The following is a 23,376-nucleotide window of genomic DNA, read 5'->3' on the forward strand; positions in this document are numbered from 1 at the left end:
GGCCTCACGCCGTCGTGGCGGCGGCGTCGGCCTGAGCCTGGTCCCTGAGCCAGCCGAGTACCTCCGGCAGCACCGGGACGGCAGCGAAGTGCGCGGCGGACGGCTGGAGCACGACGGTGGCGTGCTCGATCCTGCGAGCGAGCCACTTGAAGTGCTCCACGGGGGAGAACACGTCGTCCTCGCCGTGCCACAACAGGGTGGGCACGGTGATCTCGCCGGGGTCGAAGCCCCAGTCCTGGCTGAAGGCGACGGCGTCGTCGATCCAGCCGTCGGCGGTCTTCTCGATCGCGGCCTCGAAGTTCTTGTGCAGCATCCGCCGGATGCCGGCGTCCGCCACGATCTTCCGGTCGCCGGCGGGCATCTCGTCGTCCAGGTCGTTCAGCACCGCCATCGGGTTGGCCCGCATGGCGTCCGCGTTCTGCACGAGGGTGCTCTGCAACACCTGCTGGTTGTGGCGGGCGTTGCGGTACTCGCGGACGTTGGACTCGGTCATCCCCTCGAACCAGTCCAGCCCTTCCGCGTCCCACGGGGCGAGACTCACCAGGACGGCCGCGCTCTGCACGCGCTCCGGCAGCCGCGCGGCGCAGGCGAGGGCGTGCGGGCCGCCCCCGGACCGGCCGACGACGGAGAACCGGGGGAGCCCCAGGTGGTCGGCGATGGCACGGACGTCCTCGACGGCGTCGACCACGCGGCGCCCGCGCCGGCGGGTGGAACCGCCGTAGCCGGGACGGTCGTAGGCGATCAGATGGATGCCGAGCTGATAGAGCACCATCGACCGCGGGCGTGGCCCCTGGTGGCTGCCGGGAGTACCGTGCAGCAGAAAGACGGGGTGCCCCTGAGGATCACCCCATGAATCGAAAACGAGCTCGCGCCCGTCCCCACTGCGAGCGGCACGCGCCACTCCTGCCTCCCGTCCACCGGCCGCCAAGGGTGCCGGAATCTTCTCAGAGTGACGGGCACCATTCAGCAAGCTTCTCGCGTCGCCGCTATTCCGTCACTGGAAAGTGACTAGAATGTCGAAATCATGACCGAACGCGGCCAGCTTATGCCCATTTCGGCGATTCGGCCGGGTCGGGAATACACGCGTCACGGGACAAGCGAGGCAGCGCGTCACACACGGTGATCTGCACGGACGTGATGACCGCGCACCGCGCACTAACCGCGCACCGCCCGAGGCCCGGTGACCTCCGCCCCGAGATCCGTCACCCTTTCGCGCAGTTCCCGGTCCGCCGTGACGACGAGAATCCGGCGGCCATTCGCTTCGGCCACCAGTTCGACCATTCTGTCGTCCCCGCTGCCCGGCGCCGCCTCCACCCGGACCCCCGGCACGGACTCCACCCCGCGCGCCGCCCCCTCGACCACGAGCACGATCTCCACGGGCCCGTCCCGCCCCGGCACCCCGTCCGCCGCCAGCCGGTCCCGCAACCGCTCCGCGGCCCCGCGCCGGTCCCGCCACCAGCCGTCGGGCACCGACCCGACGACGTTCGCGGCATCGACGATCACGAGAAGGGGCGCTTCGGAACTCATGCGTCCAGGGTGTCAGCCCGGGGAGCGGGCGTCGACGCCGGCCGTGGAAGGTGACCGGGGGGCCGACCCGGCAGGGCTCAAGGACCCCCGCATAGAGTGAACCGGTGAACGGCGACTGGCTCCTCCGCGGCCGAGACGGCCGGCTCAGCGTCTATCTGTCGTCCGGTGAGGCCGTACTGTGCCGGGCCGAACTCGCTCCCGGCGGCCCCTGGGAAGCGACGGCGCGCACGGTGGGCGGCGACCAGACACTGCGCCCCGGGCCCGCGATCGGCCAGGGCGCGGACGGGTACGCCCATCTGGTCTCCTGGCGTCCCACCAAACCCGGTGAGGCGGGGCTCGTGCACTCCACGCACTTCCGGCCACGCCTCGCCGCCCTCGACTGGACCCCGATCGGCCACCCCAACAGGACCGGCGACCGCACCGGCACCCCCGCCGTCGCGGTCGACGCCCAGGGCCGCGCCCATGTCTTCGTCCGCAACAGGGGCGGCGGGGTGAGCATGGTCGCGCAGAAGGAAAAGGGCGGCTGGGACCCCTGGCGCGACCTCAAGGGCAGCGAGGTCCAGGAGGACCTGGCGGCGGTGACGGGGGAGTCGGGGCGCGTGGAGGTGTACGCGGCCGTCCCCGGCGGCATCCTCCACTGGCGTCAGGAGAAGCCGGGCGCGCAACCGGTCCTCGCGGAGGCGCTGGAGAGCCCGGTCCGCCCGGGCACCCTGCGCGCGCTCGCCACCTCCGCCGAACACACCACGCTCTTCTACACCGACGACTCCGGAGACCTGTGCGCCTGGCGTCCGGGCGGCAAGCCCCTCGCCCTGCTGCCCTCGGCGGGCCCCGGTCCGGTCTGCGCCGTCCGCTGCGAACTCGACGGCCACGACTGCACGTTGCTCGCCCAGCGCTCCTCCAGCGGCCGCGTGGCCTTCGCCGCGTACCCGACCGAGCAGGAGTCGGCGGGTGCGTGGTGGGCGGAGTCGGGCCCGACGCTCCCGGCGGACGCGGGGGTGTCACTGACGACGGACGAGAACGGCAGGGTGGTCGCGGCGACCCTGTCCCCGTCGTCCGGCCAACTCCTGCTGACCCGACGGAAGAACGAGCCGGGCCTGGCCCTGGAGGCGTGGCGAGGCCTCTAAGGGGCGCGGGGAACTGCGCAATCTTTCAAGGGGGGTCTGGGGGCGCAGCCCCCAGGGACGGGAAGGGCAGGGGCGGCGGGGGCGAAAAAGTGCCTCTGCCTCACCCGAAACGCCGATGCCCCGCACACCGAAACGGCATGCGGGGCACCGGCGTTCACCAGCGGAGCGCTACGCGGGGACGCTGGCCACGCCCGGCTCCAGGAACCGCTTGCCGTTGACGCGCTCGGAGACACCCTCGCGGTCCAGGTACGGCGTGATGCCGCCCAGGTGGAAGGGCCAGCCGGCGCCCGTGATCAGGCACAGGTCGATGTCCTGGGCCTCGGCGACGACACCCTCGTCGAGCATGAGCCCGATCTCCTGGGCGACGGCGTCCAGGACCCGGTCCCGCACCTGCTCCTCGGACAGGACGACATCGCCCTGCTGGAGGAGCGCGGCGACCTCGGGGTCCAGCTCCGGCTTGCCGGAGTCGTAGACGTAGAAGCCGCGCTTGCCGGCCTTGACGACGGCGGCGAGGTTCGGGGAGACCGTGAAGCGGTCCGGGAAGGCCCGGTTGAGGGTCTCCGAGACGTGCAGACCGATCGCGGGGCCGACCAGCTCCAGGAGGACCAGCGGGGACATCGGCAGGCCCAGGGGCTCGACCGCCTTCTCCGCGACCTCGACGGGCGTGCCCTCGTCGATGACGTTCTGGATCTCGCCCATGAAGCGGGTGAGGATGCGGTTCACGACGAACGCCGGGGCGTCCTTCGTCAGCACCGCGGTCTTCTTCAGCTTCTTGGCGACGGCGAAGGCCGTGGCCAGGGACGCGTCGTCGGTCTGCTCGCCGCGCACGATCTCAAGGAGCGGGAGGATCGCGACCGGGTTGAAGAAGTGGAAGCCCACGACCCGCTCGGGGTGCTTGAGCTTCGACGCCATCTCCGACACCGACAGCGAGGAGGTGTTGGTGGCGAGGATCGCGTGCGCCGGGGCGACCGCCTCGACCTCCGCGAACACCTGCTGCTTGACGCCGATCTCCTCGAACACGGCCTCGATGACGAAGTCCGCGTCGGAGAAGCCCTCCGCCTTGTCCAGCACACCGGTGACCAGGGCCTTGAGGCGGTTGGCCTTGTCCTGGTTGATACGGCCCTTGCCGAGCAGCTTGTCGATCTCGGCGTGGACGTAGCCCACACCCTTGTCGACGCGCTCCTGGTCGATGTCGGTCAGCACGACCGGCACCTCCAGGCGGCGCAGGAAGAGCAGCGCGAGCTGGGAGGCCATCAGACCGGCGCCGACGACACCGACCTTGGTGACCGGGCGGGCCAGGTTCTTGTCCGGGGCGCCCGCGGGACGCTTGCCGCGCTTCTGCACCAGGTTGAAGGCGTAGATGCCGGCGCGCAGTTCACCGCCCATGATCAGGTCGGCGAGGGCGAGGTCCTCGGCGTCGTAGCCCTGCTGGAGGTCGCCGTTCTTGGCGGCGGCGATGATGTCCAGGGCGCGGTAGGCGGCCGGGGCGGCCCCGTGCACCTTGGAGTCCGCGATGAAGCGGCCCTTGGCGACGGCCTGGTCCCAGGCCTCGCCGCGGTCGATCGCCGGGCGCTCGATGACGATCTCGCCCTTGAGGACGGACGCCGTCCACAGCAGGGACTGCTCCAGGAAGTCCGCGCCCTCGAACAGCGCGTCGGCGATGCCCAGTTCGTAGACCTGGGCGCCCTTGAGCTGCTTGTTCTGGTTGAGCGAGTTCTCGATGATGACGGAGACGGCCTTCTCGGCGCCGATCAGGTTCGGCAGCAGGGTGCAGCCGCCCCAGCCGGGGACCAGACCGAGGAAGACCTCGGGGAGCGAGAAGGCGGGCAGGGCCGCGGACACCGTGCGGTAGGTGCAGTGCAGGCCGACCTCGACCCCACCGCCCATGGCGGCGCCGTTGTAGTACGCGAAGGTCGGGACCGCGATGCCGGCGAGGCGCTTGAAGACCTCGTGGCCGCCCTTGCCGATGGCGAGCGCGTCCTCGTGCCTCTTCAGCAGCTCGACGCCCTTGAGGTCGGCGCCGACCGCGAAGATGAACGGCTTGCCGGTGATGCCGACACCGACGATCTCGCCGGCCGCGGCCTCCTTCTCGACCTGGTCGATGGCGGTGTTGAGGTTCGCCAGCGACTGCGGCCCGAAGGTGGTCGGCTTGGTGTGGTCGAAGCCGTTGTCCAGCGTGATGAGCGCGAAGCGCCCGGCGCCGAACGGCAGGTCGAGGTGGCGTACGTGCGCGGACGTCACGACCTCGTCGGGGAACAGCTCGGCCGCGCCCTTCAGAAGCTCAGCGGTGGTGCTCACTTGTCGCCTCCGGCGTCCTTGTGGTTCGGGTTCTCCCAGATCACCGTGGCGCCCATGCCGAAGCCGACGCACATGGTGGTGAGGCCGTAGCGGACCTCCGGCTGCTCCTCGAACTGGCGGGCGAGCTGCGTCATCAGACGCACGCCCGACGAGGCCAGCGGGTGACCGAAGGCGATGGCGCCGCCGTACTGGTTGACGCGCGCGTCGTCGTCGGCGATGCCGTAGTGCTCCAGGAAGGCCAGCACCTGGACGGCGAAGGCCTCGTTGATCTCGAACAGACCGATGTCGGAGATCGACAGGCCCGCCTGGGCGAGCGCCTTCTCGGTGGCCGGGATCGGGCCGTAGCCCATGACCTCCGGCTCCACACCCGCGAAGGAGTAGGAGACCAGGCGCATCTTCACCGGGAGGTCGTTCTCGCGGGCGAAGTCCTCGGAGGCGATGAGCGAGGCGGTGGCACCGTCGTTGAGACCGGCGGCGTTGCCCGCGGTCACGCGGCCGTGGACGCGGAACGGCGTCTTCAGGCCGGTGAGGTTCTCCAGGGTCGTGCCCGGGCGCATCGGCTCGTCGGCGGTGACCAGGCCCCAGCCGGTCTCACCGGCCTCCGGGTTCGTGCGGCGCACCGAGATCGGCACCAGGTCGGCCTGGATCTTGCCGTTGGCGTACGCCTTGGCGGCCTTCTCCTGCGAGCGCACGGCGTACTCGTCGGCGCGCTGCTTGGTGATCGTCGGGTAGCGGTCGTGCAGGTTCTCGGCGGTCATGCCCATGAACAGGGCGGACTCGTCGACCAGCTTCTCGGAGACGAAGCGCGGGTTGGGGTCGACGCCCTCACCCATGGGGTGGCGGCCCATGTGCTCGACACCGCCGGCGATGGCGATGTCGTACGCGCCGAAGGCGACCGAACCGGCGACCGAGGTGACGGCGGTCAGGGCGCCGGCGCACATGCGGTCGATCGAGTAGCCGGGCACCGACTGCGGCAGACCGGCGAGGATGCCGGCGGTGCGGCCGATGGTCAGACCCTGGTCACCGATCTGGGTGGTCGCGGCGATGGCGACCTCGTCGATCTTCTTCGGGTCCAGACCCGGGTTGCGGCGCAGCAGCTCCCGGATCGCCTTCACGACGAGGTCGTCGGCGCGGGTCTCGTGGTAGATGCCCTTCGGGCCCGCCTTGCCGAACGGGGTGCGGACGCCGTCGACGAAGACGACGTCCCTGACGGTACGAGGCACGATGGCTCTCCTCCAGATGCGGGATGGCACTGCTGCACGGCGCAAGCGCAAGCGCTGAGCGCGCGCTCAGGCCCATGCTACTTGTGGGTAACGTAGCTGCACAGTCCTGGAGGGGGGAGCGGCGAAGGTCACACCCGCGGGGGAGCGGTCGAACCGCGCGGGGTGAGCACCGGAGTGGGCACCGGGTGCGATCCCGGACCGTCTCCCATGATTGCTCCGAACAGGGTACGGGCCGCGTCCGCGCCGAATCCGTGCACGTCATGGCTCATGGCGGACAGCGTCGGATGCGTGAGCCGGCACAGCTGCGAGTCGTCCCACGCCAGCAGCGACACGTCGTCGGGCACCCGCAACCCCATCTCCGCGGCCACCGACAGCCCCGCCACCGCCATGATGTCGTTGTCGTACACGATCGCGGTCGGCCGGTCCGCCGCGTCCGCCGCCAGCATCGACCGCGTCGCCCGCGCCCCCGCCTCCCCCGAGTAGTCGGTGGTCACCTGCCACGCCCCGGCCAGCTCCAGCGTCCGCGCCGCCTCGTCGAAGGCGGCCGTACGGGCCGCGGTGTGCCCGAGCGCCGCCGCGCCCCCGACCCGGGCGATCCGCCGGTGCCCGAGCGCCGCCAGATACCGCACCGCCTCGGTCACGGCGGTCGCGTCGTCCGTCCACACGGACGTCAGGCCCCCGGTCAGCGACGGATGTCCTACGGCGACCACGGGCAGCCCCAGCCGCTCCGCCACCCCCACGCGGGGATCGTCCGGCCGGAAGTCGACGAGGATCGCCCCGCCGATCTGCCGCCCCCGCCACCAGCCCTCCAGCAGCCCGGCCTCCTCCTCCACGTTCCGCACCAGCCGCAGCAGCAGCGAGCAGGACCGCTCGGTCAGCACGCTCTCCACCCCTGAGATGAACTCCATGTAGAAGGGCTCCAGCCCCAGCAGCCGCGCCGGCCGGCAGATCGCGAGGCCCACCACGTCCACCCGCGACCCCGCCAGCGTCCGCGCGGTGAGGTTCGGCGCCCAGCCCAGCTCCCGCGCGGCCTCGAAGATCCGGTCCCGCGTCGCCTCCGACAGCCCCGGCTTGTGGTTGAACGCGAGCGACACAGCCCCCTTGGACACACCGGCACGCGCGGCGACGTCCTTGATGGTGACGCGAGAGGCCGGCTGGGCTGTCATCGGCTGGGCTCCAGGCAGTACAGGGCGGATCGGGCGGCGACCGGATCAGGAGTCTTCCAGCCACGCACCCCGATGGTCACCTCCTCGCCCGGCAGCAGCGTGACCAGCCCCCGGTCGGCGGCCGCGTCCGGATCCAGCCGGTCGGCCTGAAGCAGCAGATCCCGTACGAGGGTCCGGGCCGTCACCCGGACGCCGCCCGGCACGAGCGCGACGTCGAACTCCGGTCGCGGGTAGGGGATGTCACGGTCCGCCTCGGGAAAGTGCAGGGCCCGCAGCCCGTCCGCGTCCACGACGAGGAACTCCTTCGCCCCGGCCGGCACCAGCCCCTTCGGCACCTCGACCCGCGCCACCGCCCGCCCTCCGGCCCCGAACTCCACCCTCTCCTCGCCGATCAGCACCCCCTCGACCGACATCCGCCGCAGCCACAGCACCCCCGTCCACACCTCCGGGGCCTGGTTGACGACGGCCACCTGACCCTCCTGGACCGTCAACAACCGGTCCGCGTACAGCCGCCGCAGCTCGTGGTAGAGCGGCTTCTCCCGTCCGTCCCCGTCGATCGCCGCCCAACTCGTCACCGGCCAGCAGTCGTTGAGCTGCCAGAGCACCGTCCCCGCGCACACCGGCCAGTGCGCGCGCCAGTGCTCGACCCCGGTGGCCACCGCCCGCGCCTGGTTGACCTGGGTGAGGTAGTGCCAGCGGTCGAAGTCGCCCTCGGGGAAGGCGAAATGGCGTTCCAGTCCGCGCCGCAGCTTGCCGTTGCCGTCGTCGGCCTTCTGGTGGTGCAGCATCCCGGGGGAGTCCGCCGCGAGCTCCTCGCCCGGCAGGGCCCGCCGCAAGGTGGCGTACGCGGGCGGCGCCTGCCAGCCGAACTCGGCCATGAACCGCGGCACGTCCGCCCGGTAGCGCGCGTAGTCCTCCCGGTTCCACACCTCCCACGAGTGGTGCGTCCCGTGCGCCGGATCGTTCGGATGCCGCTCCCAGGACCCGGACCAGGGCGAGCCCGCCGCGTACGGCCGGGTGGGGTCCAACTCGGCCACCACCCGCGGCAGTACGCCCAGGTAGTAGCCCTCCCCCCAGGAGTCCCCGGCGAGGCGCTCCTCCCAGCCCCAGTCCCGGAAACCCCACAGGTTCTCGTTGTTGCCGTTCCACAGCACCAGCGAGGGATGCGGCATCAGCCGTACGACGTTCTCCCGGGCCTCCGCCTCCACCTCGCCCCGCAGCGGCTGCTCCTCCGGATAGGCGGCGCACGCGAACGGGAAGTCCTGCCACACCAGCAGGCCCAACTCGTCGCAGGCGTCGTAGAAGTCGGCGCTCTCGTAGATCCCGCCGCCCCAGACCCGCACGAGGTCCACCCCCGCCCCGGCGGCCTGCGCGAGCCGCTCCCGGTACCGCTCGCGGGTGACGCGGGACGGGAAGACGTCGTCCGGGATCCAGTTGACCCCCCGGGCGAACAGCCGCGTGCCGTTGACGACGAAGGTGAACCCGGTGCCGTGCTCGTCCACCGACCGGTCCAGCTCGACCGTGCGGAAGCCGATCCGCCGCCGCCACACGTCGAGCACCGCGTCCCCGTGCAGCAGCGTCACCTCCACGTCGTACAGCGGCTGGTCCCCGTACCCGCGCGGCCACCACAGGGCCACGTCCGGCACGTCGAGCCGTACGACCCCGCTCGCCCCGTCGAGCGCGGCGCCCACCCGCACCCCACCCACGGTGGCCACCACGTCGAGCGGTGCCTCGACCCGGGTCCGCTCGACGTCGACCGCCAACTCCACGACACCCACGCTGCGTTCGGCATCCACGGTGACCAGCGGCCGCACCCGGGCGATCCGGGCCGTCGACCAGTGCTCCAGACGGGCCGGCCGCCAGATCCCGGCCGTCACCAGCGTCGGCCCCCAGTCCCAGCCGAACGAACAGGCCATCTTGCGGATGTACTGGAAGGGCTCGTCGTACGCGGCAGGCCGCTGCCCGAGCCTCCCGCGCACCGCCTCGGCCTCGGCGTAGGCGGAGGCGAACCGCACCGAGAGCCGCCCCTCCAGACCGGTCACGTCGAAGCGGTAGGAGCGGTGCATGTTCCGGGTGCTCCCCAACAACCGCCCGTCGAGGCGGACTTCGGCGGCCGTGTCGAGCCCCTCGAAGACCAGGTCCGTCTGCTCGTGGCCCGCGGCACCCGGCGCCGCGCGCAGCTCCGTCTCGTACGTCCACTCCCGCCGCCCCACCCACGCCACCTCGGTCTCGTTCCGCCCGAGAAAGGGGTCCGGGATCACCCCGGCCGCCAGCAGATCGGTGTGGACACAGCCCGGCACCACGGCCGGGAGCGCGGCTCGCTCGTGCAGCAGGGTCCAGCCCTCGGTGAGCGGTGTGGCCTGAAGCATGTACGCACTCCCTAAACCGATCAAGTCCAGTGCTGTGGACACTTTTTGGCATCGTTGGCGGGATACGGACTTTACCGGTTAAGACAACGCTGTCAGAGTTCCGAACCAGCCAACCCGCACGTGCTCGTCCGTCCCAGGAACGTCCCGAACGGAGCTGATGCACATGAACCGTCGTCACACCCTCGTCCTGGCCGTGGGCGCCGCCCTGCTGGCCGCCGGCTGCACCGGCACGGGAGGCACCACCAAGGGCGCGGACGCCAAGGCGCCCGACGACCCGGCGAAGGTCACCGGAACCATCAAGGTCCTCACCGTGCGCACCGACCTGATCCAGGACGGCACGCTGAAGCGGTACGCCGCCGAGTTCAACAAGACCTATCCGAAGGTCAAGGTCGAGTTCGAAGGGCTCACGAACTACGAGTCCGAGGTCAAGATCCGGATGAACACCAAGAACTACGGCGACGTCCTGCTGATCCCGGCCGTCATCAAGAAGGCCGACTACCCGAAGTTCTTCGCCTCGCTCGGCACCGCGGCGGAGCGCGCCAAGAAGTACCGCTTCACCGACGTCACCACCGTCGACGGCAAGGTCTACGGCCAGAGCCCGAACGGCGTGAGCCCCGGTTTCATCTACAACAAGCGGGTCTGGAAGGAGGCCGGGATCACCCGATGGCCCACCACCCCGGCCGAGTTCCTCACCGACCTCAAGGCCATCAAGGCCAGGACCGACGCGATCCCGTACTACACCAACTTCTCGGCCGGCTGGACGCTCAGTGCCTGGACGGCGGTCAACGGCTCGGTCCACTGCGACCCGCGGGCGACCGACAAGCTTGCCGAGGGCGACCCCTGGGCGAAGGGCGCCGACCTGCGCGTCGGCGACACCCTGCTGCACGACATGGTCAAGCAGAAGCTCGTCGAGAAGGACCCGACGACGAGCAACTGGGAGGAGTCCAAGGCCCGCACCGCCAAGGGCGAGATCGCCACCCAGTGGCTCGGCACCTGGGCGATCGTCCAGTTCCGGGACGCCGCGAAGAAGGCGGGCGCCGACCCCGACGACATCGGCTTCATGCCCTTCCCCGCCCAGGTCGACGGGAAGTTCTGCGCGGTGATCGGCCCTGACTACAACCAGGGCATCAACGTCCACTCCCCGCACAAGGAGGCGGCCCGCGCCTGGGTCGACTGGTTCACCGACAAGTCCACCTACGGACAGGACAACCTGGCGATCTCCCCGCTCAAGGCCGCCCCGCTGCCCGACGTGATGAAACCGTACGAGGAGCAGGGCGTGAAGTTCATCGAACTGGACGACACCAAGGGCGCCGAGGTCAAGCAGCTCGACAGCGACTCGGAGGTCGGCATCTACGCCCCCGAGTACCGCCAGAACCTCGTCGACCTCGCCCGGGGCGCGCGCAAGGGCAGCCTCGACGACTTCTTCGCCGACCTCAGCGAGCGCTGGGCCGACGCCCGGAAGAACCAGGGGTCCTGATGACACAGACGACCCGGAAGGCGGCCGTGGAGGTGACCGCGGCCGCCCCCGTCCCGGCCCCCGCGCCACGCCGGACCCGCGCGGGGCGCGGCGCGGCCCCCTGGCTCTTCCTCCTCGCCCCGCTCACCCTGCTGATCACCTTCACCTACGCGCCGATCGCCAACATGCTGGCGTACAGCCTCACCGACTGGGACGGCGTGAGCCCCGAACTGCACTACACGGGCGCCGGGAACTACGAGGAGATCTTCACCCGTCCCGAACTCTTCGAGGTGTTCTGGGTCAGCGGCTACTACCTGGCCGCCTCCGCCCTCCAGATCGTCGCCGCGCTCTACTTCGCGACGGTCCTGAGCTTCAACGTCCGCTTCCGGAACTTCTTCAAGGGCGTGCTCTTCTTCCCGTACCTGATCAACGGGGTGGCGATCGGCTTCGTCTTCCTCTACTTCTTCCAGGACGGCGGCACCCTCGACTCGGTCCTGAGCCTCTTCGGCGTCCACTCCGACCACGCCTGGCTCGGCACCCCGGTCTCCGCGAACACCTCGCTGGCCGGCGTCTCGATGTGGCGCTATCTCGGCCTGAACTTCGTGCTGTTCCTGGGCGCGATCCAGTCGATCCCGGGGGAGCTGTACGAGGCGGCCGAGCTGGACGGCGCGAACCGCTGGCACCAGTTCCGCCACATCATCGCGCCGGGCATCAAACCGGTGCTGACCCTGATCGTGATCCTGTCGATCTCCGGCTCGCTGTCGGCCTTCGAGATCCCGTACATCATGACCGGCGGCGCGACCGGCACCGAGACCTTCGTGATCCAGACGGTCAACCTCGCCTTCCGCTTCAACAAGACGGGCCTGGCCTCGGCGGCCGCGGTGGTGCTGCTGCTGATCATCCTGCTGGTGACCTGGATCCAGCGGCGCCTGGTCCCCGACGACAAGGTGGACCTCGTATGACCCGCCACGCGGTCTCCCGCGCCCTCGTCCACCTGTCCCTGGTCGCCGCCACCGTGGTGGTCCTGCTCCCGCTGGTCGTCGTCCTGCTGACCTCCCTGAAGTCGGAGCAGGAGATGGCGAACGCGAGCGGTGCGCTGAGCCTGCCCGACAACCCGCTGAACCTCGGCAACTACGCCACGGCGTTCCGGGACGGCGAGATGCTCCAGGCCTTCGCCAACACGGCGGTCATCCTGGTGGTGTCGATCGGCGGCACGGTCCTCATCGGCTCGATGACGGCGTACGCCATCGACCGCTTCACCTTCCGCTTCCGCCGGCTGGTGGTCGCGCTCTTCCTGATCGCGGCCCTGGTCCCCGGTGTGACGACCCAGGTGGCGACCTTCCAGATCGTCAACAGCTTCGGGATGTTCGACACCCTGTGGGCGCCGATCGCGCTCTACATGGGCACGGACATCGTCTCGATCTACATCTTCCTGCAGTTCGTGCGGTCCATCCCGATCTCCCTGGACGAGTCGGCCCGTCTCGACGGGGCCAACACGTTCACGATCTACTGGAAGATCATCTTTCCACTGCTGAAGCCGGCGATCGCGACCGTGGTGATCGTGAAGGGGATCACCGTCTACAACGACTTCTACATCCCCTTCCTCTACATGCCGTCCGAAGATCTTGGCGTGATCTCGACGTCGCTGTTCCGCTTCCGGGGCCCCTACGCGGCCCACTGGGAGGTGATCTCGGCGGGCGCGGTCCTGGTGATCCTCCCGACGCTGATCGTCTTCCTCGGCCTCCAGCGCTTCATCTACAACGGCTTCACACGAGGAGCCACGCGATGAGAGCCCTCACGGCCACGCGATGAGGGCCCCCACGGCGACGCGACGAGAGCCCTCACGCGGACAACGCGCTCACCAGCACCGGAGTGACCAGCTCCACCTGCCAGGGCCGGGCCCCGTACCCCGCGAGCGCGGCGCCCACCGACTCGGCGTCCACCGACTGCGGCGGCTCCCAGCAGACCCGTCGCACGGTGTCCGGCGTGATGAGGTTCTCCTGCGGCATGTTGAGCCGCTCGGCCAGCGCGGAGACACCGGCGCGCGCCGCCGACAGCCGGGCCGCGGCGGCGGGGTCCTTGTCGGCCCAGGCGCGGGGCGGGGGCGGCCCGGTGAGCTGCTGTCCGGGCGCGGGCAACTGCGCCTCGGGCAGCTCCCTGGCCCGGTCCACGGCCGCCTGCCACTGCTCCAGCTGACGCCGGCCCATCCGCTGCCCGAAGCCGGTCAGCGCGGCCAGCGCGTGCGTGTTCGCCGGGAGGGACAGCGCGGCCTCCACGATCGCCGCGTCGGAGAGCACCTTGCCCGGCGACACGTCCCGCCGCTGGGCGATCCGGTCCCGGGTCTGCCACAGCTCCCGCACCACGGCCAGCTGCCGGCGCCGCCGCACCTTGTGCATGCCGGAGGTCCGGCGCCAGGGGTCCTTGCGCGGCTCGGGCGGCGGGGCCGAGGCGATGGCGTCGAACTCCTGCCGCGCCCACTCCAGCTTCCCCTGCCGGTCCAGTTCCTTCTCCAGCGCGTCCCGGAGGTCGACGAGGAGCTCCACGTCGAGCGCGGCGTAACGCAGCCACGGGTCGGGCAGCGGCCGGGTCGACCAGTCGACCGCGGAGTGCCCCTTCTCCAGCACGAAGCCGAGGACGCCCTCGACCATGGCGCCGAGCCCGACCCGGGGGAACCCGGCGAGCCGTCCGGCGAGCTCGGTGTCGAACAGGGAGGTGGGGATCATGCCTATCTCGCGCAGGCACGGCAGGTCCTGGGTGGCGGCGTGCAGCACCCACTCGACGCCGGACAGCGCCTCGCCGAGGCCGGAGAGGTCGGGGCAGGCCACGGGGTCGATCAGCGCGGTCCCGGCGCCCTCGCGGCGCAGCTGGACGAGGTAGGCGCGTTGTCCGTAGCGGTAGCCGGACGCGCGCTCGGCGTCGACGGCCACGGGGCCGGAGCCGGCCGCGAAGGCGGCGATCACCCGGGCGAGCGTGTCCTCGTCGGTGATCACGGGCGGGACGCCCTCGCGCGGTTCGAGCAAAGGAGTCGGCTCGGGAACCGGCTCGGAGCCGGGCTCGAGAGCGGGCTCGAGATCAGGCGCCCCCGCAACAGAAGATCCGCCGTCGTCCGGAGGGGCGCCTCCGGTGGTTCGCAGTGAGCTGTCTGCTGCGGTGTCTTGGGCGTCGGTCACCTGTCAAGGGTATCCGTGGATGGACAGCGCCCGCCGACGGAACGTTCCGTCGACGGGCGCTTGAGGGTCGTAAACCAGTCAGGTCGGTGAATCCGCGGGTTCACGACCGATCGGGGGCGTGCGGTCGGATCGGGGGCTGATCCGGTTCACGTCCGTGAAGGGTCGAGGCGAAGGAGCGAACGGCCGGATCGTGGTGCGGTGGTCGGTCGGGGAGCGGTCAGTGGATGATGCCGGTCCGAAGGGCCACCGCGACCATGCCGGCGCGGTCGCCGGTGCCCAGCTTGCGGGCGATGCGGGCGAGGTGGCTCTTGACGGTCAGCGCGGACAGGCCCATCGAGACGCCGATGGCCTTGTTGGACTGGCCCTCCGCGACCAGGCGGAGCACCTCGACCTCGCGGCCGGACAGCTCGCGGTAGCCGCCCGGGTGGCTCGGGGCACCCGGGGGGCGGCGGTGCATCGCGGCGGCGCGGGAGCCGATGGGGGCGGCGCCCGGTCGGGTGGGGAGCCCGACGTTGGTGCGGGTGCCGGTGACGACGTAGCCCTTCACACCGCCCGCGAGGGCGTTGCGGACGGCGCCGATGTCGTCGGCCGCGGAGAGGGCGAGGCCGTTGGGCCAGCCCGCCGCGCGGGTCTCGGAGAGCAGGGTCAGGCCGGAGCCGTCGGGAAGGTGGACGTCGGCGACGCAGATGTCGCGGGGGCTGCCGATTCGGGGACGGGCCTCGGCGACGGACGAGGCCTCGATGACGTCGCGGACGCCGAGCGCCCACAGGTGGCGGGTGACGGTGGAGCGGACCCGGGGGTCGGCCACGACCACCATCGCGGTCGGCTTGTTCGGACGGTAGGCGACCAGGCTTGCGGGCTGCTCGAGGAGAACGGACACCAGGCCTCCTGGGGTGGGGGACGGCTGTGAGGTCACAGTCGTCTTCGGCACCAAACCCGTGGGCCTTTAGAGAATGATCACGATCTAGTGAGTAACAATTAGTGCAATTCGGACGTGTGGTCGATCGTTCGGTGAACGAATCGGTTCGTTCGAGTGGTCACTCATGACTGAAAGTGGCCGTGTCGACAAAGAGATGGTCAACGGTCAGCGCGACTGGGGCCCGCGTCGCTGCGGCAGCGTCACCACCGAGGCGTCCCCCGGACCCGCCGGCGGCAGCCCCGCGACCTGGGCCAGCAGATCGCACCAGGCCGCCAGATGCCCCGCCGTGTCCGGCACCCCGTTCAAGCCCTCGCGCGGCGTCCAGGACGCCCGGATCTCGATCTGCGAGGCGGCGGGGCGCTCGGAGAGACCGCCGAAGTAGTGGGAGCTCGCCCGGGTGACCGTGCCGCTCGGCTCGCCGCACGACAGCCCGCGCGCCTGGAGCGCACCCGTAAGCCACGACCAGCACACGTCGGGCAGCAGCGGGTCCGCCGCCATCTCCGGCTCCAGCTCCGCGCGCACCAGCGTCACCAGCCGGAACGTACCCCGCCAGGCGTCGTGCCCGTCCGGGTCGTGCAGCAGCACCAGCCGGCCGTCGGCCAGGTCCTGGTCCCCGTCGACGACCGCCGCCTCCAGCGCGTGGGCGAACGGGGCCAGTCGCTGCGGGGCCCTGGTCGGCTCGATCTCGATCTGCGGTCGCAGCCGGCCGGCGCGCAGGGCCTGGACCGCGGCCTGGAAAGCCGGCGGAGCCGCCGTACCGCTTCCATGCCCGTCCCCCTCCCTCTCGTCGTCCATCCCGCCCGTGCCGTCCGACAGTCGTCCCTGAGCCGCAGCCATGGCGGAAGGTTAAGGGGAACGGGGCCATGGTGGGGGCCTGACACCCCGTGCCCGGACCGTTGCCCGGATTGCCCCACCGGCAGGGAAAAGCGGCCCCGGCGCCGTGCGAGACTTTCCCCCGTGAGTGCAAACCAGACGCCGCCGTCCGCCCCGTACGACTCCGCGTTCCTCAGGGCCTGCCGCCGTGAGCCCGTGCCCCACACCCCGGTGTGGTTCATGCGGCAGGCCGGGCGCTCACTGCCGGAGTACCGCAAGGTCCGCGAGGGCGTCGGGATGCTCGAGTCCTGCATGCGGCCCGAGCTGGTCACCGAGATCACCCTCCAGCCGGTGCGCCGGCACCACGTGGACGCGGCGATCTACTTCAGCGACATCGTCGTCCCGCTCAAGGCCATCGGCATCGACCTCGACATCAAGCCCGGCGTCGGCCCGGTCGTCGAGCGCCCGATCCGCACCCGCGCCGACCTGGCCCAGCTGCGCGACCTCACCCCCGAGGACGTCTCCTACGTCACCGAGGCCGTCGGCCTGCTCACCCGTGAGCTCGGCCCGACCCCGCTCATCGGTTTCGCGGGCGCGCCTTTCACCCTCGCGAGCTACCTTGTCGAGGGCGGCCCGTCGCGGACGTACGAGAACGCCAAGGCGATGATGTACGGCGACCCCGAGCTCTGGGCCGACCTGCTCGACCGGCTCGCGGACATCACGGCCGCGTTCCTGAAGGTGCAGATCGAGGCCGGTGCGTCCGCGGTCCAGCTGTTCGACTCCTGGGCCGGCGCCCTCGCCCCGGCGGACTACCGCGGCTCGGTGCTCCCCGCCTCGGCGAAGGTGTTCCGCGCGGTGGAGTCCTACGGTGTCCCGCGCATCCACTTCGGTGTCGGCACCGGCGAGCTGCTCGGTCTGATGGGCGAGGCCGGCGCGGACGTCGTCGGCGTCGACTGGCGCGTCCCGCTCGACGAGGCCGTGCGCCGGGTCGGCCCCGGCAAGGCGCTCCAGGGCAACCTCGACCCGACCGTCCTGTTCGCCGGCACCCAGGCCGTCGAGGCCAAGGCCCGCGAGGTGCTGGACTCGGCGAAGGACCTCGAGGGCCATGTCTTCAACCTCGGCCACGGCGTCATGCCGACCACCGACCCGGACGCGCTGACCCGGCTCGTGGAGTACGTCCACACGCAGACGGCCCGTTAAAGCTTCTCCTGCGGGGCTCCCGGTTCACCACGTGTGCCGGGGCCGTGCCTTCCTGCCGAAGAGCAGGCCGCGCGGTTCCGGCGGCGGCGGTGTCCCCGGCTTGAGCGGCCAGGCGAGCAGCATGCCCGCGAGGAAGCCCACGACATGGGCCGCGTACGCCACCGTCCCGGCGTCCGAGACGCCCTCGCCGGAGGAGTACACCGCCTGGAGCACGAACCAGAAGCCCAGCACCAGCCAGGCCGGCAGCCGCAGCGGCAGGAAGACCAGGAACGGCACGAGCACCCACACCCTGGCCTTCGGATAGAGCACCAGATAGGCGCCGAGCACCCCGGCGATGGCTCCCGAGGCGCCGATCAGAGGGTCGCCCGAGTCGTCGTTGAGGAGCGCGAAGCCGTACGACGCCGCATAGCCGCAGACGAGGTAGAACAGCGCGAAGCGCACATGGCCCATGCGGTCCTCGACGTTGTTGCCGAAGATCAGCAGGAAGAGCATGTTGCCCAGCAGGTGCAGCCAGCCGCCGTGCAGGAACATCGCGGTGAAGACGGACTGCACGGGCGACTTGTCGTAGCCCGGGGGACCGACCGCGCAGCCGGGGCCGTGCTGCCCCATGGCCACCTCGCCGGTGGGGACCATCCGGGGCAGCTCGTGGTGGATCAGCTCCTGCGGCACCGCCGCGTAGTGGTCCAGGAACGCCTGGAGATGGCAGAGCTGGGACAGGCTGCTGTCGCCCGCCACGGAGCCGGCCAGGCCGGGCGTGTACAGGAAGACCAGCACGTTCGCGGCGATGAGCGCGTACGTCACCACAGGGGTGCGGCGCACCGGGTTCACGTCATGGACGGGGATGACCACAAGGAAGTAGTGCCCGCGATGCGGTGCGTGAATCGGTGAACGCCGCCACGCGCGCGTGCGTATGACTCCTCAACCGTCCGCGGCACGGGGAAGGTGGGTCGCGGGTCAACGTGAGGAACAGGCGATGAACGACCGAGTTACTCCCGCGATGCACGCGACTCCCGACGGCGAGGCCGAGATCGCGCTGACACTGCGGCTGCCCTGGGAGGACGTGGCCCGGCTGGGCCAGGACGCGGGGCGGCTCGCCGCGCAGTTGCAGCGTCCGGTGACCCTCGACGAGGCGGTGAGCCACCGGCTGCGCTCGACCCGGCCCGCGGCCCACGCGAAACCGGCGGGGGAGCAGCCGCCCGCGGTGGCCTCGAGCGCCTCCGTCTCCTCCCTGCCGCCGCGCCCGCCCGTCGACCAGGCCCGCCAGGCCATCGAACGGATCAACGGATCCGCCTAGGCTCCGGCGCGAGGACGCCCCCGTCGTCAGGAGCCTTTGTCGTCAGAGGCCCTCGCCGTCAGGAGGCCCGCACCTTCGCCGCGGCCTTGCGCGCCGCCACCAGGACGGGGTCCCAGACGGGGCTGAACGGCGGGGCGTAGCCCAGGTCCAGGGCCGTCATCTGTTCCACCGTCATCCCGGCCGTGAGCGCCACCGCCGCGATGTCGACCCGCTTGCCGGCGCCCTCCCTCCCGACGATCTGCACGCCCAGCAGCCGCCCCGTACGGCGCTCGGCGAGCATCTTCACCGTCATGGGGGAGGCGCCGGGGTAGTAGCCCGCGCGGGACGTGGACTCGACGGTGACCGCCTCGAACCGCAACCCCGCGCGGTGCGCGTCCTTCTCGCGCAGACCCGTGCGGGCGATCTCCAGGTCGCAGACCTTGCTGACCGCGGTGCCGACCACACCCGGGAAGGTCGCGTAACCGCCGCCCACGTTGGCGCCGATGACCTGGCCGTGCTTGTTGGCGTGCGTGCCGAGCGCGATGTGGCGGTCCTGGCCGGAGACCAGGTCGCGGACCTCCACGCAGTCGCCGCCCGCCCAGATGTCCTCGTGGCCGCGCACCCGCATGCCGAGGTCGGTCAGCAGCCCGTCGTGGTCGCCGACGGGCAGCCCCGCAGCCTTCGCGAGGGCCGTCTCGGGGCGCACCCCGATGCCCAGCACCACCACGTCCGCCGGGTACTCGGCGTCCTCCGTGGCCACCGCGCGCACCCGGCCGTCCGCCCCGGTCAGGACCTTGGTCACGTCGGCGTCGTTGACCAGGGTGATGCCCAGGCCCTCCAGCGCCTCGTGCACCAGCCGGCCCATGTCCGGGTCGAGGGTGGACATCGGCTCGCTGCCGCGGTTGACGACGGTCACCTCGTAGCCGCGCTTGATGAGCGCCTCGGCCATCTCGACGCCGATGTAACCGGCGCCGACCACCACCGCCCTGCGGCCACGCGTGCGTGCCAGCGTGTCGAGCAGGGCCTGCCCGTCGTCGAGGCTCTGCACCCCGTGCACCCCCGGGGCGTCCGCCCCCGGCATCTCCGGCCGGATCGGCCGGGCCCCGGTCGCGATCACGAGTTTGTCGTACGACGTCCACGACTCGGCCCCGGACTCCAGGTCACGCGCGCGTACCCGGCGCCCCGCCACGTCGATCTCCGTGACCTCGGTGCGCATCCGCAGATCGATGTCACGGGCCCGGTGCTCCTCGGGCGTACGGGCGATCAGCTCGTCCCGCTCCTCGACGTCCCCGCCCACCCAGTACGGGATCCCGCACGCCGAGTACGAGGTGAAGCGGCCCCGTTCGAACGCCACGATCTCCAGCTCGCCGGGTCCCTTCAGCCGACGCGCCTGCGACGCCGCGGACATTCCCGCGGCGTCGCCGCCGATCACGACCAGCCGTTCCCTCGCAGCACTCATGTTCATGCGAACACGCTACGGGCGTGGGGCATTTCAGTCCTGCTCGCCCTCCTGCTCGGTGCGTCCGGGGCGCGGGGCGGGGCGGGCCGTCGGCAGGGGGCCGAGCGTGGCCGACGCGCCCGCCGGGGCCGGGCGGCGGGACAGCCGCGGGCGGATCCAGCGCAGCCAGACCAGCAGGAGCAGCGCGAGGACCGCGGCGAAGGGCAGCACCGCGGCCAGGACGACCACGATCCAGCGCAGCATCGCCACGAACGCGTCCCAGCCGCCCGCGAGCGCGTCGAGGACCCCCGGGTCGTCGTCCTCGGCGGCCTTCTCGACCGGTCGCTCCGTCAGCGACAGGGTGATGGTGGCCAGGCTCGTGCGGTCCTTCAGGGACGCCTGCCGGGCGAGCAGCGCCTCCAGGTCGGCCTGACGGGTGCTCAGTTCGCCCTCCAGGGTCACCACGTCGCTCAGCCTGGTGGCCTGGTCCATCAGCTCCCGGATCCGGGCCACGCTCGCCTTCTGCGACGTGATGCGGCTCTCCACGTCCACGACCTGGTCGGTGACGTCCTGCGCCTTCGCCGTGCGCTCCAGCAGCTTGCCCGAGCCCTCCAGCCCGGCCAGGACCGCCTCGTACCGGTCGGCGGGAACCCGCAGCGTCACCTGCGTCTCCTCGGCGCCCTCCTCGTCGCGGAAGGTGGACTCCTTGCCGACGTAACCGCCCGCGTCCACGGCGGCCGTGCGGGCCGCTTCCAGCGCCTTCGGCACGTTCTTGACCTGCACGGTCAGTTCGGCGGTGCGGATGATGTGGCTGGTCGGCAGCTTGGGCGCGGTGCCGGCCTGCCTGCCGGCGCCGTTCGCGTCGTCCCCGGCGGCGCCCGGGGCGGCCTCCTTGGCCTGGGACTGCGCCGCGTCGGCGTCGGCGGCGGAGCCGCCGGAGTCGTCGCCCGAGCCGCTGCACCCGGACAGCGCCAGCGCGGCGGCCAGCAGCAGCCCGGCCAGAGCCTGGGCAGGTCGTACGGAACGTGGTGCGCGCATCTGGCGTACCCCCCGGGAGTCGTGACGAACTGACGCTCCTTGGACGCCGGCGCCGCCCGGAACGTTGGGGCCGAACGGTCCCGATGCGGTCACGGTCAGGACTCGGACGGACCATGAGGCCCCGGCCGGACTGTCGGTGGCGTCTGAGAAGGTGGAGCCATGAGCGGATCAGGTACGACGGAGCACGCCGTCGTCATCGGGGCCGGGATCGCGGGGCTCGCCGCCGCGCACCGGCTGCTGCGGCGCGGGGCGCGGGTGACCGTCCTGGAGGCCTCCGGCCGCGTCGGCGGCAAGCTGCTGCCCGGCGAGATCGCCGGCACGCGCGTGGACCTCGGGGCCGAGTCGATGCTGGCGCGCCGACCGGAAGCGGTCGCCCTCGCACGCGAGGTGGGCCTCGACGAGAACCTCCGACCCCCGGCCACCGCGACCGCCTCGATCTGGACCCGCGGCGCCCTGCGCCCCATGCCCAAGGGACACGTCATGGGCGTCCCCGGCACCGCCGCCGCCCTCGCCGGCGTCCTGTCCGACGAGGGACTCGCCCGCATCGAGCGCGACGCCGAGCTGCCGCGCACCGAGGTCGGCGACGACGTGGCGGTCGGCGCGTACGTGGCCGAGCGACTCGGCCGCGAGGTCGTCGACCGCCTCGTCGAGCCCCTGCTCGGCGGGGTGTACGCGGGCGACGCCTACCGCATCTCGATGCGTTCGGCCGTCCCGCAGCTCTACCAGGCCGCCAGGACCCACGCCTCGCTGACCGAGGCGGTCCGCGAGATCCAGGCCAAGGCCGCCGCTCAGCAGCAGACCGGGCCGGTCTTCATGGGCATCGCGGGCGGCGTCGGACGCCTGCCCCTCGCCGTCGCCGACTCCGTCCGCGCGCGCGGCGGCGACATCGTCACCGACGCGCCCGTGACGGAGCTGCGCCGCGCCACCGACGGCTGGCGCGTGGTCGCCGGGGACCGTGTGCTGCACGCCGACTCCGTCGTCGTCGCCGTCCCCGCGCCCGCCGCCGCGCACCTCCTGCGCGCCGAGGCGCCCGAGGCCGCCGCCGAACTCGCCGCCGTGGAGTACGCCTCCATGGCGTTGATCACCCTCGCCTACCGCCGCGCCGACACCGCCGCCCTCCCGGCGGGCAGCGGCTTCCTCGTCCCGCCGGTCGACGGCCGCACCATCAAGGCGTCCACCTTCGCCTCGCAGAAGTGGGGCTGGATCGCCGACGACAACCCGGACGTGGTCGTCCTGCGCACCTCCGTCGGCCGGCACGGGGAGACGGCCGTCCTGGAGCGCGAGGACGCCGAACTCGTCGACGTCTCGCGCCACGACCTGCGCGAGGCCACCGGCCTCGACGCCCGCCCCCTCGACAGCCGCGTCACCCGCTGGACCGACGGCCTGCCCCAGTACCCCGTCGGCCACCACGCGCGCGTGGCCCGCGTCCGCGAGCACGTGGCCAAGCTGCCGGGACTCGCGGTGTGCGGCGCTCAGTACGACGGCGTCGGCATCCCCGCCTGCATCGCGAGCGCGTACGCGGCGGTCGACCAGATCCACGGGGACGACCGCGGTATGCGGGAGCTCACCGCCGACCCGGTGCAGAGTCTGCACGGAGGAGCGGGAGAATGAGGACCATGAGCAACGACGCCCCCACCCCCGAGGCCGGCCGGATCCCGAACAAGGGCAAGCTGGCCAAGGACCTCAACGAGGTCATCCGCTACACGCTCTGGTCCGTCTTCAAGCTGAAGGACGTCCTCCCCGAGGACCGCGCGGGGTACGCCGACGAGGTCCAGGAGCTGTTCGACCAGCTCGCCGCCAAGGACGTCACCGTCCGCGGCACCTACGACGTGTCCGGGCTGCGCGCCGACGCCGACCTCATGATCTGGTGGCACGCGGAGACCGCCGACCAGCTCCAGGAGGCGTACAACCTCTTCCGCCGCACCAGGCTGGGCCGCGCCCTGGAGCCCGTCTGGTCGAACATGGCGCTGCACCGCCCCGCCGAGTTCAACCGCTCGCACATCCCGGCGTTCCTCGCCGACGAGACGCCGCGCAACTACGTCTCCGTCTACCCCTTCGTGCGCAGCTACGACTGGTACCTGCTGCCCGACGAGGACCGCCGCCGCATGCTCGCGGACCACGGCAAGATGGCCCGCGGCTACCCCGACGTCCGCGCCAACACGGTCGCCTCCTTCTCCCTCGGCGACTACGAGTGGCTGCTGGCCTTCGAGGCCGACGAGCTCTACCGCATCGTCGACCTCATGCGCCACCTGCGGGCCTCCGAGGCCCGCATGCACGTCCGCGAGGAGGTCCCGTTCTTCACCGGCCGCCGCAAGTCGGTGGCGGACCTGGTGGCCGGGCTGGCCTGAAGCGCCCCCTGAGG

General features: G+C 71.7%; 20 protein-coding genes. 8 read left to right on the forward strand and 12 right to left on the reverse strand.

What is annotated here, in order from left to right; all coding sequences use genetic code 11:
• Positions 1 to 4 precede the first annotated feature (4 nt).
• Both ACH41F_RS08165 and ACH41F_RS08170 read right to left on the reverse strand, forming a co-directional pair.
• Positions 5 to 901 (reverse strand): alpha/beta fold hydrolase, encoded by an 897-nt coding sequence (locus ACH41F_RS08165; RefSeq protein WP_398833870.1) that lies wholly within the window; start codon positions 899 to 901, stop codon positions 5 to 7.
• Between the two features lie 254 nt (positions 902 to 1,155).
• Entirely contained in the window at positions 1,156 to 1,527 is a 372-nt protein-coding gene (locus ACH41F_RS08170) for an NTP pyrophosphohydrolase (RefSeq protein WP_398833872.1), read from the reverse strand.
• A gap of 104 nt (positions 1,528 to 1,631) precedes the next feature.
• Between ACH41F_RS08170 and ACH41F_RS08175 the strand changes: the two genes are divergently transcribed.
• Positions 1,632 to 2,651 carry a hypothetical protein gene (locus tag ACH41F_RS08175; RefSeq protein WP_398833874.1) on the forward strand — a complete coding sequence of 340 codons (1,020 nt, stop codon included), beginning with the start codon at positions 1,632 to 1,634 and terminating at the stop codon, positions 2,649 to 2,651.
• A gap of 168 nt (positions 2,652 to 2,819) precedes the next feature.
• Here ACH41F_RS08175 and ACH41F_RS08180 read toward each other — a convergent pair whose 3' ends face one another.
• The 4 genes from ACH41F_RS08180 to ACH41F_RS08195 all read right to left on the reverse strand — a co-directional run bounded on the left by ACH41F_RS08180 (position 2,820) and on the right by ACH41F_RS08195 (position 9,707).
• Complete coding sequence (locus tag ACH41F_RS08180) at positions 2,820 to 4,949, reverse strand: 3-hydroxyacyl-CoA dehydrogenase NAD-binding domain-containing protein (protein ID WP_391233812.1); 2,130 nt, start codon at positions 4,947 to 4,949, stop codon at positions 2,820 to 2,822.
• The gene (locus tag ACH41F_RS08185) at positions 4,946 to 6,172 is read right to left on the reverse strand and encodes an acetyl-CoA C-acyltransferase (RefSeq protein ID WP_391233813.1); all 1,227 of its coding nucleotides are present in this window, start codon (positions 6,170 to 6,172) and stop codon (positions 4,946 to 4,948) included. The genes ACH41F_RS08180 and ACH41F_RS08185 overlap by 4 nt, the downstream gene beginning before the upstream one ends.
• 128 nt (positions 6,173 to 6,300) lie before the next feature.
• The gene (locus tag ACH41F_RS08190) at positions 6,301 to 7,338 is read right to left on the reverse strand and encodes a substrate-binding domain-containing protein (protein WP_391233814.1); all 1,038 of its coding nucleotides are present in this window, start codon (positions 7,336 to 7,338) and stop codon (positions 6,301 to 6,303) included.
• Entirely contained in the window at positions 7,335 to 9,707 is a 2,373-nt protein-coding gene (locus ACH41F_RS08195; RefSeq protein ID WP_398833876.1) for a glycoside hydrolase family 2 protein, read from the reverse strand. Before ACH41F_RS08195 ends, ACH41F_RS08190 begins: the two co-directional genes overlap by 4 nt.
• A 163-nt stretch (positions 9,708 to 9,870) precedes the next feature.
• On the opposite strand from ACH41F_RS08195, the gene ACH41F_RS08200 reads away from it, so the two are divergent.
• From ACH41F_RS08200 to ACH41F_RS08210, 3 genes are read left to right on the forward strand one after another with little or no spacing between them, the layout of a single operon-like run.
• A complete protein-coding gene (locus ACH41F_RS08200; RefSeq protein ID WP_398833878.1) occupies positions 9,871 to 11,184 on the forward strand; it encodes an ABC transporter substrate-binding protein in 1,314 nt (437 codons plus the stop codon).
• A complete protein-coding gene (locus tag ACH41F_RS08205) occupies positions 11,184 to 12,125 on the forward strand; it encodes a carbohydrate ABC transporter permease (RefSeq protein ID WP_398833880.1) in 942 nt (313 codons plus the stop codon). Before ACH41F_RS08200 ends, ACH41F_RS08205 begins: the two co-directional genes overlap by 1 nt.
• On the forward strand, positions 12,122 to 12,952 hold the full coding sequence (locus tag ACH41F_RS08210; protein ID WP_391233818.1) for an ABC transporter permease subunit: 831 nt from the start codon (positions 12,122 to 12,124) through the stop codon (positions 12,950 to 12,952). Before ACH41F_RS08205 ends, ACH41F_RS08210 begins: the two co-directional genes overlap by 4 nt.
• 52 nt (positions 12,953 to 13,004) lie before the next feature.
• Here the strand turns inward: ACH41F_RS08210 and ACH41F_RS08215 are convergent, their stop codons facing one another.
• The 3 genes from ACH41F_RS08215 to ACH41F_RS08225 form a co-directional block, all read right to left on the reverse strand.
• Entirely contained in the window at positions 13,005 to 14,333 is a 1,329-nt protein-coding gene (locus ACH41F_RS08215; protein WP_391233819.1) for an HRDC domain-containing protein, read from the reverse strand.
• Between the two features lie 217 nt (positions 14,334 to 14,550).
• Entirely contained in the window at positions 14,551 to 15,213 is a 663-nt protein-coding gene (locus ACH41F_RS08220; RefSeq protein ID WP_391233820.1) for a LuxR C-terminal-related transcriptional regulator, read from the reverse strand.
• 204 nt (positions 15,214 to 15,417) lie between these two features.
• A complete protein-coding gene (locus ACH41F_RS08225) occupies positions 15,418 to 16,089 on the reverse strand; it encodes a DUF3000 family protein (RefSeq protein WP_391233821.1) in 672 nt (223 codons plus the stop codon).
• A gap of 120 nt (positions 16,090 to 16,209) precedes the next feature.
• Here ACH41F_RS08225 and hemE point away from each other — a divergent pair, with 120 nt between their 5' ends.
• Positions 16,210 to 17,265 carry a uroporphyrinogen decarboxylase gene (hemE, locus tag ACH41F_RS08230; protein WP_398833883.1) on the forward strand — a complete coding sequence of 352 codons (1,056 nt, stop codon included), beginning with the start codon at positions 16,210 to 16,212 and terminating at the stop codon, positions 17,263 to 17,265.
• Positions 17,266 to 17,289: 24 nt separating this feature from the next.
• Here hemE and ACH41F_RS08235 read toward each other — a convergent pair whose 3' ends face one another.
• Positions 17,290 to 18,114, reverse strand: coding sequence for a rhomboid family intramembrane serine protease (locus tag ACH41F_RS08235; RefSeq protein WP_391233823.1), 825 nt, complete (start codon positions 18,112 to 18,114; stop codon positions 17,290 to 17,292).
• A 124-nt stretch (positions 18,115 to 18,238) separates the two neighbouring features.
• On the opposite strand from ACH41F_RS08235, the gene ACH41F_RS08240 reads away from it, so the two are divergent.
• Positions 18,239 to 18,559 carry a hypothetical protein gene (locus tag ACH41F_RS08240; protein ID WP_391233824.1) on the forward strand — a complete coding sequence of 107 codons (321 nt, stop codon included), beginning with the start codon at positions 18,239 to 18,241 and terminating at the stop codon, positions 18,557 to 18,559.
• 58 nt (positions 18,560 to 18,617) lie between these two features.
• Here the strand turns inward: ACH41F_RS08240 and ACH41F_RS08245 are convergent, their stop codons facing one another.
• Positions 18,618 to 20,003 (reverse strand): FAD-dependent oxidoreductase, encoded by a 1,386-nt coding sequence (locus ACH41F_RS08245; protein ID WP_398833885.1) that lies wholly within the window; start codon positions 20,001 to 20,003, stop codon positions 18,618 to 18,620.
• A gap of 27 nt (positions 20,004 to 20,030) precedes the next feature.
• A complete protein-coding gene (locus tag ACH41F_RS08250) occupies positions 20,031 to 21,014 on the reverse strand; it encodes a DUF4349 domain-containing protein (RefSeq protein WP_391233826.1) in 984 nt (327 codons plus the stop codon).
• A 159-nt stretch (positions 21,015 to 21,173) separates the two neighbouring features.
• On the opposite strand from ACH41F_RS08250, the gene hemG reads away from it, so the two are divergent.
• Positions 21,174 to 22,625 (forward strand): protoporphyrinogen oxidase, encoded by a 1,452-nt coding sequence (gene hemG / locus ACH41F_RS08255; protein ID WP_398833887.1) that lies wholly within the window; start codon positions 21,174 to 21,176, stop codon positions 22,623 to 22,625.
• Positions 22,626 to 22,630: 5 nt separating this feature from the next.
• Positions 22,631 to 23,362 (forward strand): hydrogen peroxide-dependent heme synthase, encoded by a 732-nt coding sequence (gene hemQ, locus ACH41F_RS08260; RefSeq protein ID WP_391233828.1) that lies wholly within the window; start codon positions 22,631 to 22,633, stop codon positions 23,360 to 23,362.
• Positions 23,363 to 23,376 lie beyond the last annotated feature (14 nt).

The organism is Streptomyces sp. NPDC020489 (assembly GCF_044386545.1).
GTDB lineage: Bacteria > Actinomycetota > Actinomycetes > Streptomycetales > Streptomycetaceae > Streptomyces.

Bases quoted from the DNA above. Each gene is read 5' to 3' on its own strand.
- ACH41F_RS08205 (WP_398833880.1), top strand. From the start codon at position 11,184: ATGACACAGACGACCCGGAAGGCGGCCGTGGAGGTGACCGCGGCCGCC.
- ACH41F_RS08200 (WP_398833878.1), top strand. From the start codon at position 9,871: ATGAACCGTCGTCACACCCTCGTCCTGGCCGTGGGCGCCGCCCTGCTG.
- ACH41F_RS08170 (WP_398833872.1), bottom strand. From the start codon at position 1,527: ATGAGTTCCGAAGCGCCCCTTCTCGTGATCGTCGATGCCGCGAACGTC.
- hemG (WP_398833887.1), top strand. From the start codon at position 21,174: ATGAGCGGATCAGGTACGACGGAGCACGCCGTCGTCATCGGGGCCGGG.
- ACH41F_RS08190 (WP_391233814.1), bottom strand. From the start codon at position 7,338: ATGACAGCCCAGCCGGCCTCTCGCGTCACCATCAAGGACGTCGCCGCG.
- ACH41F_RS08250 (WP_391233826.1), bottom strand. From the start codon at position 21,014: ATGCGCGCACCACGTTCCGTACGACCTGCCCAGGCTCTGGCCGGGCTG.
- ACH41F_RS08240 (WP_391233824.1), top strand. From the start codon at position 18,239: ATGAACGACCGAGTTACTCCCGCGATGCACGCGACTCCCGACGGCGAG.
- ACH41F_RS08195 (WP_398833876.1), bottom strand. From the start codon at position 9,707: ATGCTTCAGGCCACACCGCTCACCGAGGGCTGGACCCTGCTGCACGAG.
- ACH41F_RS08225 (WP_391233821.1), bottom strand. From the start codon at position 16,089: ATGGCTGCGGCTCAGGGACGACTGTCGGACGGCACGGGCGGGATGGAC.
- ACH41F_RS08210 (WP_391233818.1), top strand. From the start codon at position 12,122: ATGACCCGCCACGCGGTCTCCCGCGCCCTCGTCCACCTGTCCCTGGTC.
- ACH41F_RS08245 (WP_398833885.1), bottom strand. From the start codon at position 20,003: ATGAACATGAGTGCTGCGAGGGAACGGCTGGTCGTGATCGGCGGCGAC.
- hemQ (WP_391233828.1), top strand. From the start codon at position 22,631: ATGAGCAACGACGCCCCCACCCCCGAGGCCGGCCGGATCCCGAACAAG.